The following is a 19,951-nucleotide window of genomic DNA, read 5'->3' as shown; positions in this document are numbered from 1 at the left end:
CGGGTGTCCCCTTGCGGCTAACGGGTGGATTCGTGGCTAAAGCCCAGATCCCGGCCACCGGGTGCCCGCGGCCAGCAACAAGCCCCCTCCCACCACGAACACGAGGCGCCGCTCCCCTGACCACCAGCAACCACCTCCGCGACCCGGCACCTCGGCGCTTCCCCAGCAGCCAGCCCAACCTGACACCTCGTCCCACTCCCAGCAGCCAGCCACGCTTTAGCAACAAAAACTCCCGTTAGCAGTCACTGCTAAGCCGCAGAAACCGGCTAACGGGTGTCCCCTTGCGGCTAACGGGTGGATCCGTGCCTAAAGCGCAGAATCCGACCGCCGGGTGCCCCCAGCGCCAAATGACCCCAGGAATCCAGCAGCCCCACCAGCAGCCCCTCCAGCGCACAAGCAACACAAACCAGCAACCACCCCACCAAACCCACCCCAAACAGCACGAACAAAAACGAGGGGACCCCGACAAACGTCGGGATCCCCTCGCGAGTGCTCTCCGCTGCGCCTAAGCGCCGCGGTCAGAGCTCAAGAACGTTGAAGTCCTCAGTCTGCTTGATCAGGGCTTGCCTGCAGCAGCCTTGAGCTTCGAACCAGCCGAAAGCTTCACGGAGTAGCCAGCGGGAATCTGGATTTCCTCGCCGGTCTGCGGGTTGCGGCCCTTGCGAGCGGCACGTTCGGTGCGCTCAACGGACAGCCAGCCCGGGATGGTGAGCTTTTCGCCCTTGCTGACGACATCTGCGAAGGCGTCGAAGACACCATCGAGAACGTCGGAGACCTGCTTCTGGGTCAGGCCGGACTTGTCTGCAACTTCTGCGACAAGCTCGCTGCGGTTCTTAGCCATAAGAACGTCCTCCTCTAGGACTTAGGTTTCGGTATAACCGAGACGAACAGGAAAAACCTTACCAGCTCGACTTGGTAACGCCGGGAAGCTCGCCCTTGTGGGCCATTTCCCGGAAGCGAACACGGGAAACACCGAACTTGCGGAGGTAACCGCGCGGACGACCGTCAACCTGGTCGCGGTTGCGCAGACGGACCGGCGAAGCATCGCGGGGCAGCTTCTGCAGACCCAGGCGTGCTTCCTCGCGCTGTTCGTCGGTGGAATCGGGGTGAACCAGCTGACGCTTGAGTTCGGCGCGGCGTTCAGCGTAGCGCTCGACGATGGCCTGGCGCTGCTTTTCGCGTGCGATCTTAGACTTCTTAGCCATTGACTATCAGCGCTCCTCGCGGAATTCGACGTGCTTGCGGACCACTGGGTCGTACTTCTTCATGACGATGCGGTCGGGGGTGTTGCGGCGGTTCTTCTTGGTCACGTAGGTGTAACCGGTTCCGGCCGTTGACTTCAGCTTGATGATGGGGCGTACGTCCTGTGCTTTTGCCATCAGAGCTTCACTCCCTTAGCGATGAGCTCGTTGACCACAGCGTCAATGCCGCGCGCGTCAATGACCTTGATGCCGCGGGTCGAAACCGTCAGCGTGACCTTGCGGCGCAACGACGGCACGTAGTAGCGCTTCTTCTGAATGTTGATGTCGAACCGACGACGGGTGCGGCGGTTCGAGTGGGAGACGTTGTTCCCAAAACCAGGGGTGGCCCCGGTTACCTGGCAGACTGCTGCCATGACTCTCCTCCAGTTGACTTCTGCCGGCGGCGTTGTCCTCGCATTAAGTGCGTGAGGGCAGCCGCCGAGACATCTTCACAGTTCCACCGGGCTCGTTCCCCTGTCGGCGTTCGCGCCGACGTGAACACAGCGGTGGTTGCTCTTTGCCCGGTGAAGGGCTTGTGCGAAACCTTCGGGGTGGATAGTCCCTAGTTCCGACGATGTCTCACCAGCGTGTGTCAGGCCTGTGAGAGAAGGGCCTGTGCTCAGCATCGCTGTGTGAGCGCGTTGGGGCACAATTCGGCCACAACAGGGAATTATTCTAAACCGATGCGCGCCGATGCGCCAAATCGGACTGCAGCTCTGGTACAGCCGAGGCGCATCGGCACCGCACCTTAGGCCAGCATGACCGCCGGGTCTTCGAGTGCGCGGCCCACGTCAGCGAGGAACTTCGAGATGATCTCGCCGTCGACCAGCCTGTGGTCTGCAGACACTGCCAGCGTGGTGATTTCGCGCGGCACGATTTCTCCGTCGACAACCCACGGGCGCTGGCGCACCTGGCCGAAGGCGAGGATGGCGGCTTCGCCGGGGTTGATGATGGGCGTTCCGGCATCCACGCCGAAGACTCCGACGTTGGTGATGGTGATGGTTCCGCCGGTCTGCGCGGCCGGGGTGGTCCGGCCTTCGCGCGCGGTGAGTGCCAGTTCGCGGATCTCTCCGGCAAGCTGACCCAGTCCCATCGCGTGGGCGTCCTTGATGTTCGGTACGACCAGGCCGCGCGGCGTTGCTGCCGCGATGCCCAGGTTGACGTAGTGCTTGACGACGATTTCGTCGCCTTCCAGCGAACTGTTGATCCGCGGGTTGCGGGCAACAGCCCAGGTCACAGCCTTTGCGACAACGGCCAGCGGCGACAGCTTCACATCGCCGAGAACGCCGGAGGCCTTGAAGCGACGCACCAGTTCCATCGTGGCGGTCATGTCCACGTCGAGGAACTCGGTGACGTGCGGCGCGGTGAACGCCGAATCGACCATGGCCTGCGCCATGAACTTGGTGACGCCCTTGAACGGGATGCGCTCTTCGGTTCCCGGTGCGGCAGCAGCTGCCGAGGTGCCGGTCGCCGGGGCGGCCGCGGTGTTCGCCTGTCCGCTTTCCATGTACTTCATAAGGTCGGCGCGGGTGACGATGCCGCCTTCGCCGGTTGCGGGGACATCGGCGAGGTCGATGCCGTTGTCCTTTGCGAGTTTGCGCACGGGCGGCTTGGCCAGGGCGTGTCCGGCACGGGCCGGGGCCGCGGGCTCTGGCTGGGCTGCGGGCTTGGCTTCAGCTGCGGGAGCCGCTGCCGCCGGAGCTTCCGGCTGGGCCTGCTGTCCCTTGCGGGGACGGCGGCGCTTGGACTGCGCTGTGGTTCCGTAGCCCACGAGGTTGGGGCCGGAGCCTTCATCTTCCGCGCTGTCATCGGCAGCGTCCGCTGCAGGAGTGTCACCGGATGCGGAGCCATCGCCTTCGAACTGGAGGATCGGCGTGCCGACTTCGACGGTCTGGCCTTCCTCTACCAGCAGCTTGGCGATCACACCGGCGTGCGGGCTGGGCAGTTCGACGAGCGATTTAGCGGTTTCGATTTCGACGAGGATCTGGTTGACCGTGACGGTGTCGCCCTCCGCGACCTTCCACGAAATGATGTCAGCTTCGGTCAGCCCCTCGCCCGGGTCGGGCAGGAGAAATGTGTCTGTCATTGGGTTCCTTAGAAGTCCATAGCGCGGTCGACGGCATCGAGAATGCGGTCAAGGTCGGGCAGATAGTGCTGTTCGAGCTTCGAACCGGGGTACGGGGCGTGCGGTGCGCCGACTCGCAGCACGGGAGCTTCGAGGTGGTAGAAGCAGCGTTCGCTGATCCGTGCGGCGATTTCCGACCCCAGACCCAGGAACACGGGTGCTTCGTGGGCGACTACCAGGCGGCCCGTCTTCTTCACGGACTCTTCGATGACCGGGAAGTCGATGGGGTTGAGACCGCGCAGGTCGATGACTTCGAGGTCGACGCCCTCTTCGGCAGCGGCGGCCGCGGCGTCGAGCGCCTGCGGAACGAGCGGACCGTAGGCCACGAGCGTGCAGTCCTTGCCGGGGCGAGCGATCTGCGCGCTGTAGGCGGTGGTGGCGGGGTTCTCAAGGTCGACGTCGCCGCGCAGCCAGTACTGGCGCTTGGGCTCGAAGAAGATAACCGGATCGGGGCTCTTGATGGCTTCCTGGATCATCCAGTAGGCGTCGTTCGCATTCGACGGCGTCATGATCTTGAGCCCGGCATGGTGGGCGAAGACCGTTTCGGGGCTTTCCGAGTGGTGTTCGGGTGAGCCGATGCCGCCGCCGTAGGGGATGCGGATGACCACCGGCACATTGAGCTTTCCGCGGGTGCGCGCGTGGAGCTTCGCCAGCTGGGTCACGATCTGATCGTAGGCCGGGAAGACGAACGCGTCGAACTGGATTTCGACAACCGGACGGTAGCCGCGGATGGCCATGCCGATTGCGGTGCCGACAATGCCGGATTCGGCCAGTGGGGCGTCGATGACGCGCTGTTCGCCGAAGTCCTTCTGGATGCCTTCTGTCACACGGAAGACACCGCCGAGCTTGCCGATGTCCTCACCGATGAGAACGACCTTGGAGTCTTCTTCCATGGCCTTGCGAAGGCCCGCGGTGATGCCCTTGGACAGGGGCATCTTCTGGATCGAGTCGAGGGTGGAAGCTGCGGTCACAGTGCACCTTCCTCTGCGAACGAGTCGAGGTATTCGAGGTACTCGCGCTGTTCGGCTTCGATGAGGGGGTGCTTTTCAGCGAACACGGAGTCGAACATTTCTGACGGTGCCGGAGGCTCCATGGCCATGCAGGCCGCGCGGATGCGGGCTGCGAGAGCATCCGCTTCTTCGTCGATCTCATCGAAGAACTTCTGGTCGGCGTAGTCCTCGTGGTGCAGGAAGCGGCGAACCCGGTCGATCGGGTCCTTTTCGAGCCACGATTCCGTCAGCGCGTCTGAACGGTACTTGGTGGGGTCGTCAGCCGTGGTGTGTGCGCCCATGCGGTAGGTGAACGCTTCGATCAGCATGGGGCCCAGGCCTGCGCGAATCGAGTCGGCGCTGGCCTTCGCCACGGAGTACATGGCCAGAACATCGTTGCCGTCGACGCGCACACCGGGCACGCCGAAGCCTGTTCCGCGCTTGAACAGCGGTGCTGCCATCTGTGCGGAGTTCGGTTCCGAAATGGCGAACTGGTTGTTCTGAATGAAGAACAGGACGGGTGCGTGGAAGACCGCTGCGAAGTTGAGGCCTTCCGAAACGTCGCCCTGGCTGGTTGCACCGTCGCCCATGCAGGCGACCGAGATGGTGTCGCGGTCGAGGTCGCCGGTTGCGACGTCGCCGTCGAACTTCACGCCCATGGCGTAGCCGGTGGCGTGCAGAACCTGCGAGCCGATGACGATCGTGTAGGTGTGGAAGCGGTTTTCCTGCGGGTCCCAGCCGCCGTGGTGCTGGCCGCGGAACATGCCGAGCAGCGTTTCGGGTTCAACCCCGCGGCACCATGCCAGACCGTGTTCACGGTAGGTGGGGAATACGAAGTCCTGTTTGCGCAGTGCGCGACCCAGTCCGATCTGTGCGGCTTCCTGGCCTTTGAGCGGTGCCCACAGGCCCAGCTGTCCCTGACGCTGCAGGGCGTTGCCCTCAGCGTCTACTCGACGGATGAGCACCATGTCCCGGTAGAACTCCATCATGTCCTCGCCAGTGAGGTCTGCGGCGTAGGAATCGTACTCTCCGGAGCGAACTCGCTTGCCTTCCGGCGAAAGCATCTGAATCATCGGACGATCTGAATCTTGTGCAGTATTGGTGTTGCCTGCGAGATTCGAAGTCATAGCTTCTCCTCTAGTCGTGGCCGAGTGGCTTGTGGCCTCTTTGCCATACCAACCGAGCGCTCGGCTGTTCGCCTAGGCGTCGGTGATGCGTTTCACATTGTGAACACAATCTAACGGAAGTGACGACCTATGCCAAGATAAGCGCCTTATTTTTCCTTCCGGACCCCTTCGAATTCGCGTGACTCTTCGACCGTGCCGTCCAGAAAATCACGGTTGTCTTTCGAAAACTGCACAACATCGGGCTGTCGACTCTTCTCGAGATCGCGGATGACCTCAGTGTACGCGTCAGATGAGTGTGCACCCAGCGGACTGTCGACGGGTGGGGAGTCGGCGATGATGGTGGTCCAGCTGCGCTTGTCTGGGTTGTCAGTGCCGTCGAGTACCGGAATCACGTCCCGGTCCTGTTCGATGGACAGCACCTTGGTGTTGCCGACGTCGAAGCGCCCGATGGGACTGCCGACCGTGACCACCTGCCTCACGTTCGCCTGCTTGCGGAATTCGGGATCGGCGGCCAACGATGCCGCAACAATCCCGCCCTGCGAGTAGCCGACGAGCATGATTTCGTCATCCGACCCGATGCCGCTTTCCCTTATTGCCGTCCTCACCACGTGGCGCATGGCGGATTCGCGCTGGGCCATGGTCTGCACGTTCGTAGCGGTGTCCGTTGTGTTGCGCCCTCCCTTAACACTCCAGTCAGTTGTTGCGGGCACATACACGATGTAGCGCTTCTTCCCGTCCGGCCCGCGCACGGCGTCCACCCGAACCCTGCCGTTGTCGCGTCCGGAGTGCGCAGCGACTTCACGTTCGTAAAGACCTGACAGGGAGCCCGGCGACCCACCGGGCGTCGCCTTGTAGGAGCGGACCTCCGGCGGTTCTGTCGGGAAGGCTCCGCTGGCTTCGCCCGTCCTGGCCAGAGAGCGCGTGAGCGGTCCGGCTCGCATCGCGTCGATGATCGGAGGCAGCGGGGGCAATCCGAACAGGCCGGTGGCGAAACCGGAAAGTCCCGAATCGAGGACTCTGCTGAAAGCGCTCGTGTTGTTTGCCAGCGCCTGTTCAAAGATCCCGCGGGCTGCTGCCATGGCCTTCTTGCCGAATTCGGGGCTGTTGCCGGTGGCAAGCGTGACGAGGCCGTCGGCCACCGCAATCCATCCGGCCGCTGTCAGCGCTGCGATGACCGCCGGCACCGCCCATAGGGGTGCTGTCACCCGCACTGCGACACCCAGTCCCCAGCCGGCGGCCCAACTGCCGATCTGCTGCGCCGCTCGGGCCGCGGAATCCGCCGTTTCATAGCCTGCTGCCGCCAGCAGCGCCTGCGTGCCGAGCTTCGTAATGCTGTCACTGAGCCCGCGCGTGCGCATGAAGAACGCAGTGCAGGCGTATTCAACCTTCGCCCACGTCACTGGCGAATCCAGCAGTGAACTCACGCCCGGCGGCGGTGGGGTTGCCCGTACAAGGTCTCCGACGGTTCCGCCCAGACTTTCCAGCGCACCTCCGGCACTGCGAATATTTTCCAGTCGGGCAGAGAATCCACGCTCACCTCCGATGACCCTCATGATTCGACCCATTCATAAGCCGCGGCGAGCGCTGCGTCGAGAACCGCGACAGTGGCAGCGGGACGGTCGGCGGCAGTGAATTCGACGTGCTCAAACACATGTCCCGGCTGGCCTTCAGGCGTAAGCACACCCACGGCGAAACGGCCGTCGCTGTAGCCGGCGGCGAGTATGTCGCCGAATATCTGCGGAAGGTCGCCCAGATCGCAGAAGGTTCCCCGCAGCAGACGGCCGCGCACGGCCTCACCCAGGTCTGCCGGAACAGCGTCGGCGCCTAAATCACCGCTGTCCCGACGCACGATGACCGCGGCGGTTGCCGGATCGAACACAGCGTTGATGACAAGCATGCCCGGCGGCCCGCACGCATAGGCGGAAAAGACAAAGGGGCTCGAGGCGAAGGCCACTGCGAACGCAAGCTCGGCACCGTCGACGGGCTCCCCAGGGGAGCCCTCCCCACCAGCACCCACTCCACCAGCACCCGAGGTGCCACTCCCCTCCCCCGGAACCGGCACCTCGTCAGTTGGATCACCAAGATCCGGTTCCATCAGAGTCGGCACGACCCCGGTTGGCAGGAGCGCCACGAGGTCCGGCGGCAAATAGGCAAAAGCGCGAGGGTCAAGATCGAGCCACGTCATGGCGCCACCTGCCTGACGTGCTCGGCGAAGGCGAGCACGACCTCGCCCGCCATGCGTTCAGCCTCAGAGCATGCTCGTGCGCGTTCCCGCAGCTGCCAGCGGAAGGCGTCAGCGGCCGCGCCCTCCCAGTAATCGGGGTCGGCGGCGGCGACAGCCCGTGCCAACCCTGCCCATTCGGCGCTGACGGCTTCCCATTGCTTCATCATTGCGTGCAGTTCGTCCATGGCCCGATCTTCTGCACCGCCGGCACACAGCCACCAGAGCCCGCGACACCCTGTGGACAAGCGCGCAGTTGTCCACAGCCGGTCGACACTCAGCCGCGCGCCCCCGGGCAACACGGATAGGGTGTGCCCGTGACTGCCGAACAGCGAACCCCTGCCGAAGTTCTCGATTCCGTCTTCGGCTATTCGTCGTTTCGGGGGCAGCAGGAGGAGATCATCAACCACCTATGCACAGGCGGTGACGCGGTAGTCCTCATGCCCACTGGCGGCGGGAAGTCGCTGTGCTACCAGATTCCGGCCCTCGTGCGTCCCGGAACCGGCGTGGTCATTTCGCCCCTCATCGCGCTCATGGAGGACCAGGTTGTGGCCCTCGAAGCGCTCGGGGTCAAGGCCGCCTACCTCAATTCGAGCCTGAGCCCGGAAGAAGCTCACGAGGTGCAGGCCCGGTTCCGCTCAGGTGCTTTGGATCTTCTGTACTTGGCTCCCGAAAGGCTCGTCCAGGAAAGGACGCTGCGCCTCCTCGAACAGACAGAGGTTTCGCTGTTTGCCATTGATGAGGCGCACTGTGTGTCCCAGTGGGGTCATGATTTTCGGACTGACTACCTGGGTTTGTCGGTTCTGCATGAGCGTTTTCCCGCCGTGCCGCGTGTCGCACTGACGGCAACCGCCGCCCCGGCTGCCCATGATGAACTGACGCGGCGGTTGGCCATGGGTGAGGCGCGTCATTTTGTTTCGAGTTTTGATCGGCCGAACATTCAGTACCGGATTGCGGAGAAGACGTCCCCGCGCCGGCAGCTGGTGGAGCTGATCAAGGATGAGCATCCGGGTGAGGCGGGCATTGTCTACTGTCTGTCGCGCAAGTCGACGGAGCAGTTTGCGGATTACCTGTGTGAGCAGGGAATTGATGCGATGGCGTATCACGCGGGTTTGCCGCAGGAGGAGCGTTCGGCCCGGCAGGCCCGATTCCTGCGGGAGGACGGCGTTGTCATGGTCGCCACGATTGCGTTCGGCATGGGCATTGACAAACCGGATGTGCGCTTTGTTGCCCACGTGGATCTGCCGAAGTCCGTTGAGGGCTATTACCAGGAAACGGGCCGTGCTGGCCGTGATGGTCTGCCGGCGACCGCGTGGATGGTGTACGGCTTGGGCGATGTGGTTGCTCAGCGCAGGCTGATCAGTCAGTCGGAGGGTTCGCCGCAGCACCGACAGAACTTGAGCCGGCACTTGGATTCGATGCTGGCCCTGTGTGAGTCGCTCACGTGCCGCCGTCAGCAGATTCTGCAGTACTTCGGCGAGGAATCCGGCCCGTGCGGCAACTGCGATACGTGCCTTAATCCGCCGCAGGCGTGGGATGCGACGGTGGCGGTGCAGATGCTGCTGTCGGCCATCATCCGCTTGGAGCGCGAGCGCGGTCAGCGGTTCGGCACGGGGCAGATCATCGATGTGCTGCGCGGCAAGAACAATCCGCGCTCGGACGAATCTGACCACAAGAGCCTGTCGGTGTGGGGCATCGGCGCTGATCTGAGCGAAGCCCAGTGGCGTTCGGTGTTCAGGCAGACCACGGCCCGCGGCTGGACCGTGCCGGTCGGCGAGTACGGCGTGTTCATGGTCGATTCTTCTGCCGACCCGGTGCTGCGCGGTGAGGTCAGGGTCGAACTGGCCAAGCCGAAGAGGCAGACCAAGGCGAGCTCCGCCTCGTCAGGGAGTGTGCGGAAGTACCACCTGACAGAAGACCAGGAGGAGATCTTCAACCGGCTGCGCGCCTGGCGGAAGACCACCGCCGCAGACTCAGGTGTCCCCGCCTACGTGGTGTTCCCGGATGCGGCGCTCATGCACATTGCGATTGCCCAGCCGCAGTCGCTGGCTGCTCTGCGGAAGGTCAGCGGGGTCGGCGACAAAAAGCTCGAGGCGTATGGAACCGAGGTCGTGGAAATCGTCACCGGAGCCTGAACTCAACTGAGCGGGGCCGCCCGCACCCGCCCCGCCGCAGGAACCGCACCCGCCCCGCTGCCCCTCTCGGGCTCCGGCGCTGTCGCACCGGAGCGGACGTGGGATGATGGGGCTATGACTCGCGTGACTTTGGCTGATCTTGACCCCGCTATTGCCCTGAGCCCGCTTGATGGCCGCTATCGTGCCGATGCGGCGGGCCTCGTCGACTATCTGTCTGAGGCCGCACTCAACCGCGACCGCATCCACGTGGAAGTGGAGTGGCTGATCCACCTGTCTGAAAACGGTGTGATCGACGGTGTGCGCGCTGTGACGGAAGAAGAGAAGGCCGGCCTGCGCGGTCTGGTCGAGAACTTTGACGCTGACACGATTGCCAAGCTCAAGGACATTGAGAAGGTCACGGTGCATGACGTCAAGGCCGTCGAGTACGTCATCAAGGACCGTCTGGCTGAGCTGGGCGGGGATGATCTGCGCGAGTTCGTGCACTTCTGCTGCACGTCCGAAGACATCAACAACCTGTCCTACGCCCTGGGGCTCAAGGGCGCGGTTGAGAACCAGTGGCTGCCGCGGGCTGAAGCGCTCATTGATCAGCTGACGGACATGGCGCAGGAACTCGCGGACGTTCCGATGCTCGCCCACACGCACGGTCAGCCGGCCACGCCGACCACCATGGGCAAGGAAATCGCGGTGACCGCACACCGCCTGGCCCGCCAGTTCAAGCGGATCAAGGACACTGTCTACCTGGGCAAGATCAACGGTGCGACCGGCACCTACGCAGCCCACTCGGTCGCGGTTCCCGGCGCTGACTGGCCGGAGATCGCCCGCAGCTTCGTGGAAGACCGCCTGGGGCTTACGTTCAACCCGCTGACCACGCAGATCGAATCGCATGACTTCCAGGCGGAGCTGTACTCCGACATCGACAGGTTCAACCGGATCGCCCACAACCTGGCGACGGACTTCTGGACCTACATTTCGATGAACTACTTCAAGCAGATTCCCGTTGAGGGTGCGACCGGTTCGTCGACGATGCCGCACAAAGTCAACCCCATCCGCTTTGAGAACGCAGAAGCGAACCTCGAAGTGTCCTGCGCTCTGCTGGACACCCTGGCTGACACGCTTGTCACCAGCCGCCTGCAGCGCGACCTGACGGACTCCACCATGCAGCGCAACATCGGTGTGGCGTTCGGCCACTCGATCCTGGCGATGAACAACCTGGTCAAGGGCCTGAAGATGCTCGACATCAACCAGGAAGAGCTCAACGCCGACCTCGAAGGCAACTGGGAAGTGCTCGGCGAAGCCGTCCAGTCGGTCATGCGCGCGGCCTACCTGCGCGGTGTTCCCGGCATGGAAAACCCCTACGAAAAACTCAAGGAGCTCACGCGCGGCCACCGCATCGGCCAGGCTGACCTGCAGGAATTCACTGCGGGCCTGGGTCTGCCGGAAGACGACGCCGAGCGTCTGAAGGAACTGCGCCCGCAGACGTACATCGGTCAGGCCCGCCAGCTTGCCGCCGACCACGCCGAACGCTGGAGCGCGCTGAAGAACGGCTGACCGTTCCACTCACTCCCTGCTGACCCCAGCACAAACTGACGAGGTGCCGCTCACCTGGAGCGGCACCTCGTCAGTTTTTCTGTGTGTGCGGTTCTGTGTGTTTCGGTTCCATGCGCGAGAACCGGATCACGAGGCCCGGCGTGCGGCCCGCTCCACGAGGAAGCGGTCATAGGCCAGCCGCACGAAAGACTCCGTGAAATCTGGGTGGTCGACGGTTTCGCGCAGCATGTCGGCGATTTCGTGGAAGTAGTCGGCGGCGTGCAGCGGAACAACCGCGAGTTCTTCCGCGACAGCGCGCGTGAAGACCGTCGTGTCGAAAGTCCGGCCATCAGTGAGCTCGACGCTGTTGCGCAGCCACTGCCACAGCTGACTGTGGGACAGTTCCGCCGCGGCGGTGCCGATGATGCGGCCGTCTTCGCGGTACTCGCCCAGCCCCGACAGGTAGGTGTCGGTGTAGCCGAGCACGCGGCGGATGTTGGCGTGAACATCGTCGATGCTGATGTTCGGGGTGCGAGCGCCCACGATGAGGGCGGTGCGGCCAGGATCTGTGGTCGGCTGGGATTCGCCGGCGGCCACGTGGGCGCGGGTGGTGTTCAGGAGTTCGCGGGCTTCTTCGACGAGGGCGGGGTCGCCCACGCGGATGCGAGTCATCTCAGGCCGCGTGGAGTCGTATTCAGCGCTGAACAGGGCGCCGTGTGCTGCGCTGAGAGCTGCCGCGCGGTCTAGCAGAGCGGTGACGGACGGTTCGTCGTAGTTAAGCGTCGTCCAGTCGTCGAACGAAATGTCTGCGAAGTCGCGGGCTGCGGAAATGAGCGAGGACATGTAGGCGCGCACACCGGTTGTGACGGTTTCGCAGTGCTCGCGCAGGGCGAAGAGGATGTCCTCAAGGAAGGACGCACCGCCGAAGGTGTCCACCTGGACGGTGGCGCGGATGAAGCCGCGCTCAAAGCCCATGCGGTCTTCCGCGTAGGCGAAGACGCTGTTCCACAGGGCGGCTTCCGCTGCGGTTTCGATGCCCGGCAGGTGCACCCGCAGGTGTTCACCGCGCATGTACAGGCCCGCTGCGTTGTGGAAGAAGAACAGGCCGAAGTCAACCAGACCGGCAACTGAGCGGACGCGCCGACCGGAGTCGGACTCCCACACCAGGTGAGCTTCGCGGGCGTGGAGGTCACGCGGGCGGATGCTCACCTTCGGCATCTGCCGAGTGCGGATGCTTACCCGGTGACCGTTGTGCGGATCGACGGCGAAAGCCTCTCCCCGCACAACGGCCCTCAGGTTCTGCTGAGCGGTGACGACGTTCCTCCACCGGTGGCTCAAACCGGTGTGGAAGTCAGCCACCCACAGCTGTGCTCCCGAACGCAGCGCGTCGGAAATCTGCTGACCCAGAGCAGGAGCAACCACCTCGACAAAGCCGGTGCTGCGGCTGTCAGTGCCACGGGAGGTGTCGCCCGAGATCCCGGCGGTGCGCGGGACGTCCGCGTCGGCATTGCCAGCCGGGGTGTCTGGGGAGGAACAGACATCCTGACCGGCACCGACAACGCGGGAGCCCGGCATCGTGCGAGGATCTTCGTCGGACTCTCCCGAGGCGGACTGGACCGAGACCGGCTGCCCCGAGGCGGGCAGGCGACCCACGTCTGAACGCGACCGGGAGACCTGCCGACCGTGAAGCACTGTGCGCAGTTCGGTCTCGAACTCACTGTGCAGAGCCGCAGCGAACTCGAGAGCCGGAGTGGAGAGCACTCGGCCGAACTCGGAAGTCTGGGTTCCGCGGACAATCATGCGAGACACGGTGTGATCCTTTTCTGGGTTGACGTCGGCCCTGGCAGGGGCTGTGGCTTGGCTGCCTCCGTGGCTGCCAGAGCCGACGTTCTAGGGGTTCTTCTGACGTGGGTCAGAACTGAGCGGACTCGGTGGAGCCCTTCATTGCGGTGGTCGAAGACTGCGGGTTGATGATGTTGGCAACCTGGTCGAAGTAGTCCACACCGACCTCGCGCTGGTGGCGGGTTGCGGTGTAGCCGCGGTCTTCCGAACCGAATTCGCGTTCCTGCAGTTCGACGTAGGCCTTCATCTGTTCGCGGGCGTAGCCGTGAGCCAGATCGAACATCGAGTAGTTGAGCGCGTGGAAGCCGGCCAGGGTGATGAACTGGAACTTGTAGCCCATCGCACCGAGTTCGCGCTGGAACTTGGCGATCGTGGAGTCGTCCAGGTGCTTCTTCCAGTTGAACGAAGGCGAGCAGTTGTAGGACAGCATCTGGTCCGGGTACTCGGCCTTGACGGCTTCGGCGAACTGCTTGGCGACTTCGAGGTCAGGCGTCGAGGTCTCCATCCAGATCATGTCGGAGTACGGAGCGAATGCCTTGGCGCGAGCAATGCAGGGCTCGATGCCGTTCTTCACACGGTAGAAGCCTTCCGCGGTGCGCTCACCCGTGATGTAGGGCTGGTCGCGCTCGTCAACGTCCGAGGTGATGAGGGTCGCTGCTTCCGCATCGGTGCGGGCGATGATGAGCGAGGGCACGTTCTCGACGTCGGCTGCAAGACGGGCCGTGTTGAGGGTGCGGATGTGCTGTGCGGTCGGGATAAGCACCTTGCCGCCCAGGTGGCCGCACTTCTTTTCCGAGCCCAGCTGGTCTTCCCAGTGGACGCCTGCAGCACCGGCGTTGATCATGCCGCGCATGAGTTCGTACACGTTCAGCGTGCCGCCGAAGCCTGCTTCAGCGTCAGCGACGATCGGAGCGAACCAGTCTTCGACGGTCTTCTTTCCGTCAGCCGTTTCGATCTGGTCGGCGCGCATGAGGGCGTTGTTGATGCGGCGCACAACGGCGGGAACCGAGTTGGCCGGGTACACCGACTGGTCGGGGTAGGTCTGACCTGCGAGGTTCGCGTCAGCCGCAACCTGCCAACCGGACAGGTAGATGGCCTTCAGGCCTGCCTTGACCTGCTGGACGGCCTGGTTACCGGTAAGCGCGCCGAGTGCGTTGACGAAGTCTTCCGTGTTGACCAGTTCCCACAGGCGTTCGGCACCGTGGCGGGCGATGGTGTGCTCTTCGATGAGCGAGCCGCGCAGCTTGACGACGTCTTCAGCGCTGTAGTCGCGTTCGATGCCCTTCCAGCGGGGGTTTTCGTCCCAGTCCTTCTGGATTGCCGATGCGTTGTGCAGGTCAGTCATGGTTTCTCCTTTATGAGCCGTTGTGAGCCGTTGCACCGGGGAAGCGGTTGCCTCTGGGGCTGTGCCGTTGTGGCTGTGCCTTGGGCGGTGCTGCCGGTTCCGGTGTTGGATTCAATCTTTCTCTGTGATCCAGGCCGCAGGAAGACTTTTTCAAGAGAATTTCAGCCATTTTTCTGCCATATAGAAATTACTGGCTTATTTTGCATTCGGTGCGATACTGGGTCTATGTCGAGCTCACCTGAGAACAGTTTTCTGCCCACCGGGTCCAGCCAGTCTGACCGTTCGGAAGCTGACGCCCTGTCCATTGGCCTCAACCTGCGGCACTACCGCGGGCAGGCCGGGATGACGATGGCGGAACTGGGTGCGCTCGTGGGGCGCGCGGCATCGCAGATCTCCGCTTTTGAAACCGGCAAACGCGCACCCAGCCTCGACATGCTCGGCACTTTGGCCAGCGCACTGGATGTTTCGGTTGACGACCTCCTCAACCCCACCCCGGCTGATCCCCGCGCAGCGCTGGAACTCGAAGTTGAGCGCCGCCAGAATTCTTCGCTGTACTCCGTCCTGGGCCTGCCGACTGTTCGGGCCAAATCACTGGGCAATGACGAACTCCAGGCGATTGCCTCATTGCAGCGAGCCCTGGCGACAGTCTTGGAACAGCGGGCCGCAACACCAGAGGAGGCTCGCCGAGCCAACCGAGTGCTGCGCGAAGAAATGCGCGCCCAAGACAACTATTTCCCGGACATCGAAGCCGCCGCAGCACAGCTGCTTGGCGCCATTGGGTCGGGCGACGGCCCCCTGTCACAGGCACAGACCGCCGCAATCGCCAACCACTTGGGCTTTTCCCTGCACTACGTGCCAGACCTCCCGGAGTCCACGCGGTCAGTGTCGGACACGCGCAATAAGAGGCTGTACCTGTCGAACGATTCACAAGCTCTGGGCGATCCGCGCTCCCACGTGCTGACCGCTTTGGCGTCGCACGTGCTTGGCCACACGCCGCCGAAAAACTTCCAGGATTTCCTCCGCCAGCGCGTCGAAGTGAATTATCTGGCCGCAGCGCTGCTCGTGCCAGAAAAATCAGCCGTTGAACAGCTGCAGAACGACAAGAAAAACCGGCGTATTTCTATTGAGGAGCTGCGCGACCGTTTTTCGGTGTCCTACGAAACGGCCGCGCACAGGTTCACGAACTTGGCCACGCGCCACCTGGATCTTCCGGTGCACTTCATGAAGGTCGCCAAGACGGGAACCATCCACAAGGCGTACTCAAATGATGGGCTCCCCTTCCCCCAGGACCCACTGGGCTCTGTCGAAGGGCAGTTTGCGTGCAAGCGGTTCACATCGCGTGCCGTGTACCGGGTGGAAGACCGTTTCAGCCCGTATTTTCAGTACACGGACACCCCGGAGGGAACCTTCTGGTGCACCGCTCGAGTGCTGCCCGGAGGTGAGTACTCGATCAGCGTCGGCGTGCCGTTTGCCCACGTCAAGTGGTTCATGGGGCAGGAAACGCCCCACCGGTCGGTATCGAAGTGCCCGGACCCCAGCTGCTGTTCGCAGCCCCCTGAACAGCTCAGTGCCAAGTGGGAAGACGCCTCGTGGCCGGCAGCCCGAACCCACGCCTCGCTCCTTGCCGCGGTCCCACCGGGAGCGTTCCCCGGTGTTGACCGCACCGAGGTCTACGCCTTCCTCGAGCGCCACGCGCCGACGGACACGGCAATCAATGCGAACAATGCAAGCGCGCCGATGGACCAAAGGATCACGTCGAGGTAAGTGAAGTCGTAGAACTGCCCGGGGCCGCCATAGGCTGTGATGGGCAGAGAGAAGATCGACATGAGCGTCGGCAGTGACAGCACTGCAAACAGGGTGAACAGCTTCCACGGCTGCGCGCAGCCGCTCAGTTCACGGGCGCGCAGGGCGCACGTGAGCGCCGCGGTCATAAGCAGCAGCGCCAGGATCTGGGAGGCAGGGAAGGCCACATTGTTGTTGAGGATGCCTTCGAGGAAGACCCCGAACACAGTCACGGCAAGCACTGCAGCATAGAGAATCGCGCACAGAAGCCAGGCCGAAGCTTCGGCAGACAAGGCTGCGGCCAGGCAGATTGCTGCTGCAATGATGAGTGCCGGCAGGGCCACCAGCATGAGGAAGCCGGGAAATTCGCCGAACAGCGCCTTCTCTGCGCTGGTGTCAAGCAGCACAAGGACACTGCCGATAACCGCGGACAATCCTAAGCCGATGAGCGCGCCCTTGCGTCGCGAGGATTGGCCGTGCTGCTGCCCCGGTGCGGCGAGGACCATTGCGAGACCTGCCGCTGCGAACACGGCAGTTCCGATAAGGGCGAATCGGTAGGAAACAACGTCGAGGAGCCCATCACTGAAGCCGTTGATGCTTGCCGCAATGACAAACAGAGCCCCGGAAACAAGCCACAGTGAGCCACCGGGCTTTCTACTCGAATCACGCATTGATTTCCCTTTCCATACCGGGGAGCGCAGCTCTGGTTCGGTGCTTCCCTGCACTCAAGCTGCGCTTCTCAGCGGCGTTTCTCAGCGGCCTCGGCGCTCCTGTGCTGCCGAAGTCAGATTCGCTCAGCTTAACCTGCAAGCGGCGAGTCAGCCGCGTTTTGCGGCGACGATTTCGCGAGCCTGAGCTACAGCGTCCGGCAGTGACGCGATGATGTAGTCGTCTTCGCGCAGTGATGACAGGACGCCAGTCGAGGTCGCCAGGTGTTTGTGCCGTTCTTGCAGACCCTTGACGATCACGGTGATCTTGCGCCTGCCGAAGACTTTGATGAGTTCGGCGAGCACGCGAGCGCCAGAAGAGTCCATGAACCGCAGCTGGGACAGTTTGAGGATGACGACGTCAACGTCGTTGATGCCCTCAATTGCTTCGACAGCGGTGAGGATGCGGTCGCCGATGCCGAAGTACAGCGCACCGTCGAAGCGGACGATCGCAATGTGCTTGTCTTCCGGCTGGTGGGGTTCGGGAATCTCTTCGTGTTCCACGGCAGCGGTTTTCGACAGGGCGCGCAGTGCGAAGACTGCGGTGACCGCAATGCCGATGAGCACTGCGAAGATCAGGTCGAAGGACACCGTGATGAGTGCTGTCAGGGCGAAGATGAACGCGTCCTGCCGGCTGCTTCGGATGATCTTGCCGGCGTTGTGGTAGTCGACCATGTTGACGGCTGTCACCAGCAGAACACCGGCGAGCGCGACCATCGGGATCTGGCTGACCAACCCTGAGGCCAGGTAGACGACCCCGGCGAGGAACAGTGCGTGGACGATGGCGGCCAGGCGGGTGCGTGCTCCCGCGCGGACGTTCACGGCGGTGCGGGCGATGGCACCGGTGGCGGGCATGCCGCCGAAGAAGCCGGAAGCAACCCCGGCCAAGCCCTGGCCGAGCAGTTCACGGTCACCGTCATAGGCTCCGGCCGATGTCATGCCGGAGGCCACGCGGGCTGACAGCAGGGATTCGATGGCGGTGAGTGCTGCAACCGCGAATGCAGGCCCGATGAGTGCTTGCAGCAGCGCAAGATCAGCGTCCGGCGCACTCGGTGCGGGAAGTGATGTGGGCAGTTCCCCGATCACGGCGAGAGGCGCCTCGGCAACCTGAGCAATGACCGCTACCGCGATGATCGCGAGGATCGAACCGGGCAGACGTTCGTGCAGGCGGGTTGACCCGACCATGATGATGGCCACGACGGCGACCATGGCCAGCGACCACAGCATCTGGGTGGTGTTGATGTGGGCGAAGGATTGGACGGCCGCGATGATGGCGTTCGTCGACTCTCCCGGCTCTGACCCCAGGGCCGCGGGCACTTGCTGCATGAAGATGATGATCGCGATGCCCAGCGTAAAGCCCTCGATGACGGGCCACGGGATGAAGGCGACCACGCGACCCAGTTTGAGCACGGCGGCGGCGATCACCAGGATTCCGCCCATGATGGCCACAATCGGCAGTGCCTGATAGCCGAATTCGGTGGCGATCGGCAGGAGGATGACGACCATGGCACCGGTCGGGCCGGACACCTGCACGTGGGAACCGCCGAAGATTGCGGCGACAAAACCTGCCACCACCCCGGTGATGAGCCCCATTTCGGCGGGTGCTCCACTGGCAATTGCGAAGGCGAGTGCCAAGGGGATCGCAACAATGCCGACGGTGATGCCGGCCATGATGTCGCGCAGCCAACTGGAGCGCAGCTCAGCGTAGTCAGACAGGCGTGGGGACAGACGCGTCAATCGCTTTGCCGCTGCTTCTGCCCGCTGTCCCATGAATCTGCTCCTTGTGCCTGCATGTTGAATCCGCGTGTCTGCACTGTATCCGCGCGTCGAATCCACTGAGGGCCCTGGTGAGGGACCCTCACCTGGAGTTTATAGGCGGACCGGGCAGGCACCTCGTGATGTGCGGTAGAAAACCACGAGGCGCCAGATGGCTCGGTCTTCTTTCACGGCCGGGTGCGGGCCTGCTGGTAGCGCGCCTGGTGGTGGGGCCAGTCGTCGATGGTTTCGGCGGCCTAATCGCCCTCCGGTGTGATCCACTGCAGCGGATTGGAGTGCCACGAGTTTCCAACTGAAACCATGACCTTGCCCGCAATGTACTTGTCGATTGACCACTCCAAACGACGCCCGGAAGGATCGCGGGTCACTCGTCGATGGACAAGAAGGGCGGCACCCTCAGCCACACCCAACAGCTTGGCGGTCGCAGCATCTGCAGATTCTGCACCAAACCTGTGTTCTGCATGGCTGAAGCGCACACCGTGCTCATCCGCCAAAAGCCTGGTCACCGAACTGGCGTTGTCCGGCAATGACGTAATGATCTGGCCAAGCCACTCCGGGTAATGCGTTTGCTCCAGCATGACGTTCTCGCCATCAAGCAGACGCTGACGCACAACAGAAAGCACGCGCTGGCCTTGAGCGACTTTCAGCAGCTGTTCGTCTGAAGCATCGGCTATCTGCCACTGCATTGACACCACCAGTCCACCCGGCTGGTGCCCCGCCTTCCATGCCCACTGGGCAAAGGAATGGAACTCGGAGAACGATGCCATCGGACGGGGCTTCTTCACCACTCGCTTACGTCGGCCGCGAGTCCCATCAACAATGCCTTCTGTCACCAGCTGGTTAACCGCAACGCGAACCGTGCCAGGCGACACATTGAACCGTTCGCTCAAAGCCTTTTCAGATGGCAGTGAATCCCCCACGGCGTACTCACCCGAAAGGATGTCCGCCTTCAGCGCTTCAGCAATCTGCTCAAAAGCAAAGTCCTTCGACGCCGCGGCACCGGAACTCGGTTCGGTCACCTTGCGCCTCCTACGCGTGCTCGCCACGCATCCATAATTTGGAATCTGTCACAACCATTGTCTGTCTGAACATCACCAAGTTGGCACGAAGAACGGCGCAGCAGATCCAAAGTTC

General features: G+C 63.1%; 18 protein-coding genes. 3 read left to right on the top strand and 15 right to left on the bottom strand.

The window, feature by feature from the left end; genetic code table 11:
- Nucleotides 1-556: 556 nt before the first annotated feature.
- The 10 genes from HMPREF3087_RS08425 to HMPREF3087_RS08380 all read right to left on the bottom strand — a co-directional run bounded on the left by HMPREF3087_RS08425 (nt 557) and on the right by HMPREF3087_RS08380 (nt 7,873).
- Nucleotides 557-841, bottom strand: coding sequence for an HU family DNA-binding protein (locus HMPREF3087_RS08425; protein WP_019174298.1), 285 nt, complete (start codon nt 839-841; stop codon nt 557-559).
- Between the two features lie 58 nt (nt 842-899).
- Nucleotides 900-1,205 (bottom strand): 30S ribosomal protein S14, encoded by a 306-nt coding sequence (gene rpsN / locus HMPREF3087_RS08420; protein ID WP_019174297.1) that lies wholly within the window; start codon nt 1,203-1,205, stop codon nt 900-902.
- Between the two features lie 6 nt (nt 1,206-1,211).
- A complete protein-coding gene (rpmG, locus tag HMPREF3087_RS08415; protein WP_019174296.1) occupies nt 1,212-1,379 on the bottom strand; it encodes a 50S ribosomal protein L33 in 168 nt (55 codons plus the stop codon).
- On the bottom strand, nt 1,379-1,615 hold the full coding sequence (rpmB, locus tag HMPREF3087_RS08410; protein ID WP_019174295.1) for a 50S ribosomal protein L28: 237 nt from the start codon (nt 1,613-1,615) through the stop codon (nt 1,379-1,381). The genes rpmG and rpmB overlap by 1 nt, the downstream gene beginning before the upstream one ends.
- 374 nt (nt 1,616-1,989) lie before the next feature.
- Nucleotides 1,990-3,327 (bottom strand): dihydrolipoamide acetyltransferase family protein, encoded by a 1,338-nt coding sequence (locus tag HMPREF3087_RS08405; RefSeq protein ID WP_070428777.1) that lies wholly within the window; start codon nt 3,325-3,327, stop codon nt 1,990-1,992.
- 8 nt (nt 3,328-3,335) lie between these two features.
- Nucleotides 3,336-4,301, bottom strand: a complete 966-nt coding sequence (locus HMPREF3087_RS08400) for an alpha-ketoacid dehydrogenase subunit beta (protein ID WP_061944974.1) — start codon at nt 4,299-4,301, stop codon at nt 3,336-3,338.
- Nucleotides 4,302-4,333: 32 nt separating this feature from the next.
- Nucleotides 4,334-5,482 carry a pyruvate dehydrogenase (acetyl-transferring) E1 component subunit alpha gene (gene pdhA / locus HMPREF3087_RS08395; RefSeq protein WP_070428776.1) on the bottom strand — a complete coding sequence of 383 codons (1,149 nt, stop codon included), beginning with the start codon at nt 5,480-5,482 and terminating at the stop codon, nt 4,334-4,336.
- Nucleotides 5,483-5,628: 146 nt separating this feature from the next.
- Nucleotides 5,629-7,035 (bottom strand): PGAP1-like alpha/beta domain-containing protein, encoded by a 1,407-nt coding sequence (locus HMPREF3087_RS08390; RefSeq protein WP_070428775.1) that lies wholly within the window; start codon nt 7,033-7,035, stop codon nt 5,629-5,631.
- A complete protein-coding gene (locus tag HMPREF3087_RS08385; RefSeq protein ID WP_070428774.1) occupies nt 7,032-7,667 on the bottom strand; it encodes a hypothetical protein in 636 nt (211 codons plus the stop codon). The genes HMPREF3087_RS08390 and HMPREF3087_RS08385 overlap by 4 nt, the downstream gene beginning before the upstream one ends.
- Nucleotides 7,664-7,873, bottom strand: a complete 210-nt coding sequence (locus HMPREF3087_RS08380) for a hypothetical protein (protein ID WP_141738911.1) — start codon at nt 7,871-7,873, stop codon at nt 7,664-7,666. Before HMPREF3087_RS08380 ends, HMPREF3087_RS08385 begins: the two co-directional genes overlap by 4 nt.
- 141 nt (nt 7,874-8,014) lie before the next feature.
- Between HMPREF3087_RS08380 and recQ the strand changes: the two genes are divergently transcribed.
- Complete coding sequence (gene recQ, locus HMPREF3087_RS08375; protein WP_070428772.1) at nt 8,015-9,838, top strand: DNA helicase RecQ; 1,824 nt, start codon at nt 8,015-8,017, stop codon at nt 9,836-9,838.
- Nucleotides 9,839-9,952: 114 nt separating this feature from the next.
- Nucleotides 9,953-11,386: an adenylosuccinate lyase gene (gene purB / locus HMPREF3087_RS08370; RefSeq protein WP_070428771.1), complete on the top strand. Its 1,434-nt coding sequence runs from the start codon at nt 9,953-9,955 to the stop codon at nt 11,384-11,386.
- 126 nt (nt 11,387-11,512) lie between these two features.
- Here the strand turns inward: purB and HMPREF3087_RS08365 are convergent, their stop codons facing one another.
- A complete protein-coding gene (locus HMPREF3087_RS08365) occupies nt 11,513-13,165 on the bottom strand; it encodes an aldolase/citrate lyase/malate synthase family protein (RefSeq protein WP_070428770.1) in 1,653 nt (550 codons plus the stop codon).
- Nucleotides 13,166-13,277: 112 nt separating this feature from the next.
- A complete protein-coding gene (gene aceA / locus HMPREF3087_RS08360; RefSeq protein WP_061944696.1) occupies nt 13,278-14,552 on the bottom strand; it encodes an isocitrate lyase in 1,275 nt (424 codons plus the stop codon).
- A 225-nt stretch (nt 14,553-14,777) separates the two neighbouring features.
- Here aceA and HMPREF3087_RS08355 point away from each other — a divergent pair, with 225 nt between their 5' ends.
- A complete protein-coding gene (locus tag HMPREF3087_RS08355; RefSeq protein WP_070428769.1) occupies nt 14,778-16,316 on the top strand; it encodes a helix-turn-helix transcriptional regulator in 1,539 nt (512 codons plus the stop codon).
- Here the strand turns inward: HMPREF3087_RS08355 and HMPREF3087_RS08350 are convergent.
- From HMPREF3087_RS08350 to HMPREF3087_RS08340, 3 genes are all read right to left on the bottom strand, one after another.
- Nucleotides 16,223-17,005, bottom strand: coding sequence for a hypothetical protein (locus HMPREF3087_RS08350; RefSeq protein WP_070428768.1), 783 nt, complete (start codon nt 17,003-17,005; stop codon nt 16,223-16,225). The genes HMPREF3087_RS08355 and HMPREF3087_RS08350 overlap by 94 nt on opposite strands.
- A 147-nt stretch (nt 17,006-17,152) precedes the next feature.
- Entirely contained in the window at nt 17,153-18,811 is a 1,659-nt protein-coding gene (locus HMPREF3087_RS08345; RefSeq protein ID WP_070428767.1) for a SulP family inorganic anion transporter, read from the bottom strand.
- 242 nt (nt 18,812-19,053) lie between these two features.
- Nucleotides 19,054-19,836, bottom strand: a complete 783-nt coding sequence (locus HMPREF3087_RS08340) for a GntR family transcriptional regulator (RefSeq protein WP_070428766.1) — start codon at nt 19,834-19,836, stop codon at nt 19,054-19,056.
- Nucleotides 19,837-19,951: the final 115 nt, after the last annotated feature.

It is taken from the genome of Brevibacterium sp. HMSC22B09 (genome assembly GCF_001806795.1).
Classification (GTDB): domain Bacteria; phylum Actinomycetota; class Actinomycetes; order Actinomycetales; family Brevibacteriaceae; genus Brevibacterium; species Brevibacterium ravenspurgense.
Note: the sequence above shows the minus strand (reverse complement) of the source record. Positions and strands in the feature narration are given on the sequence as shown.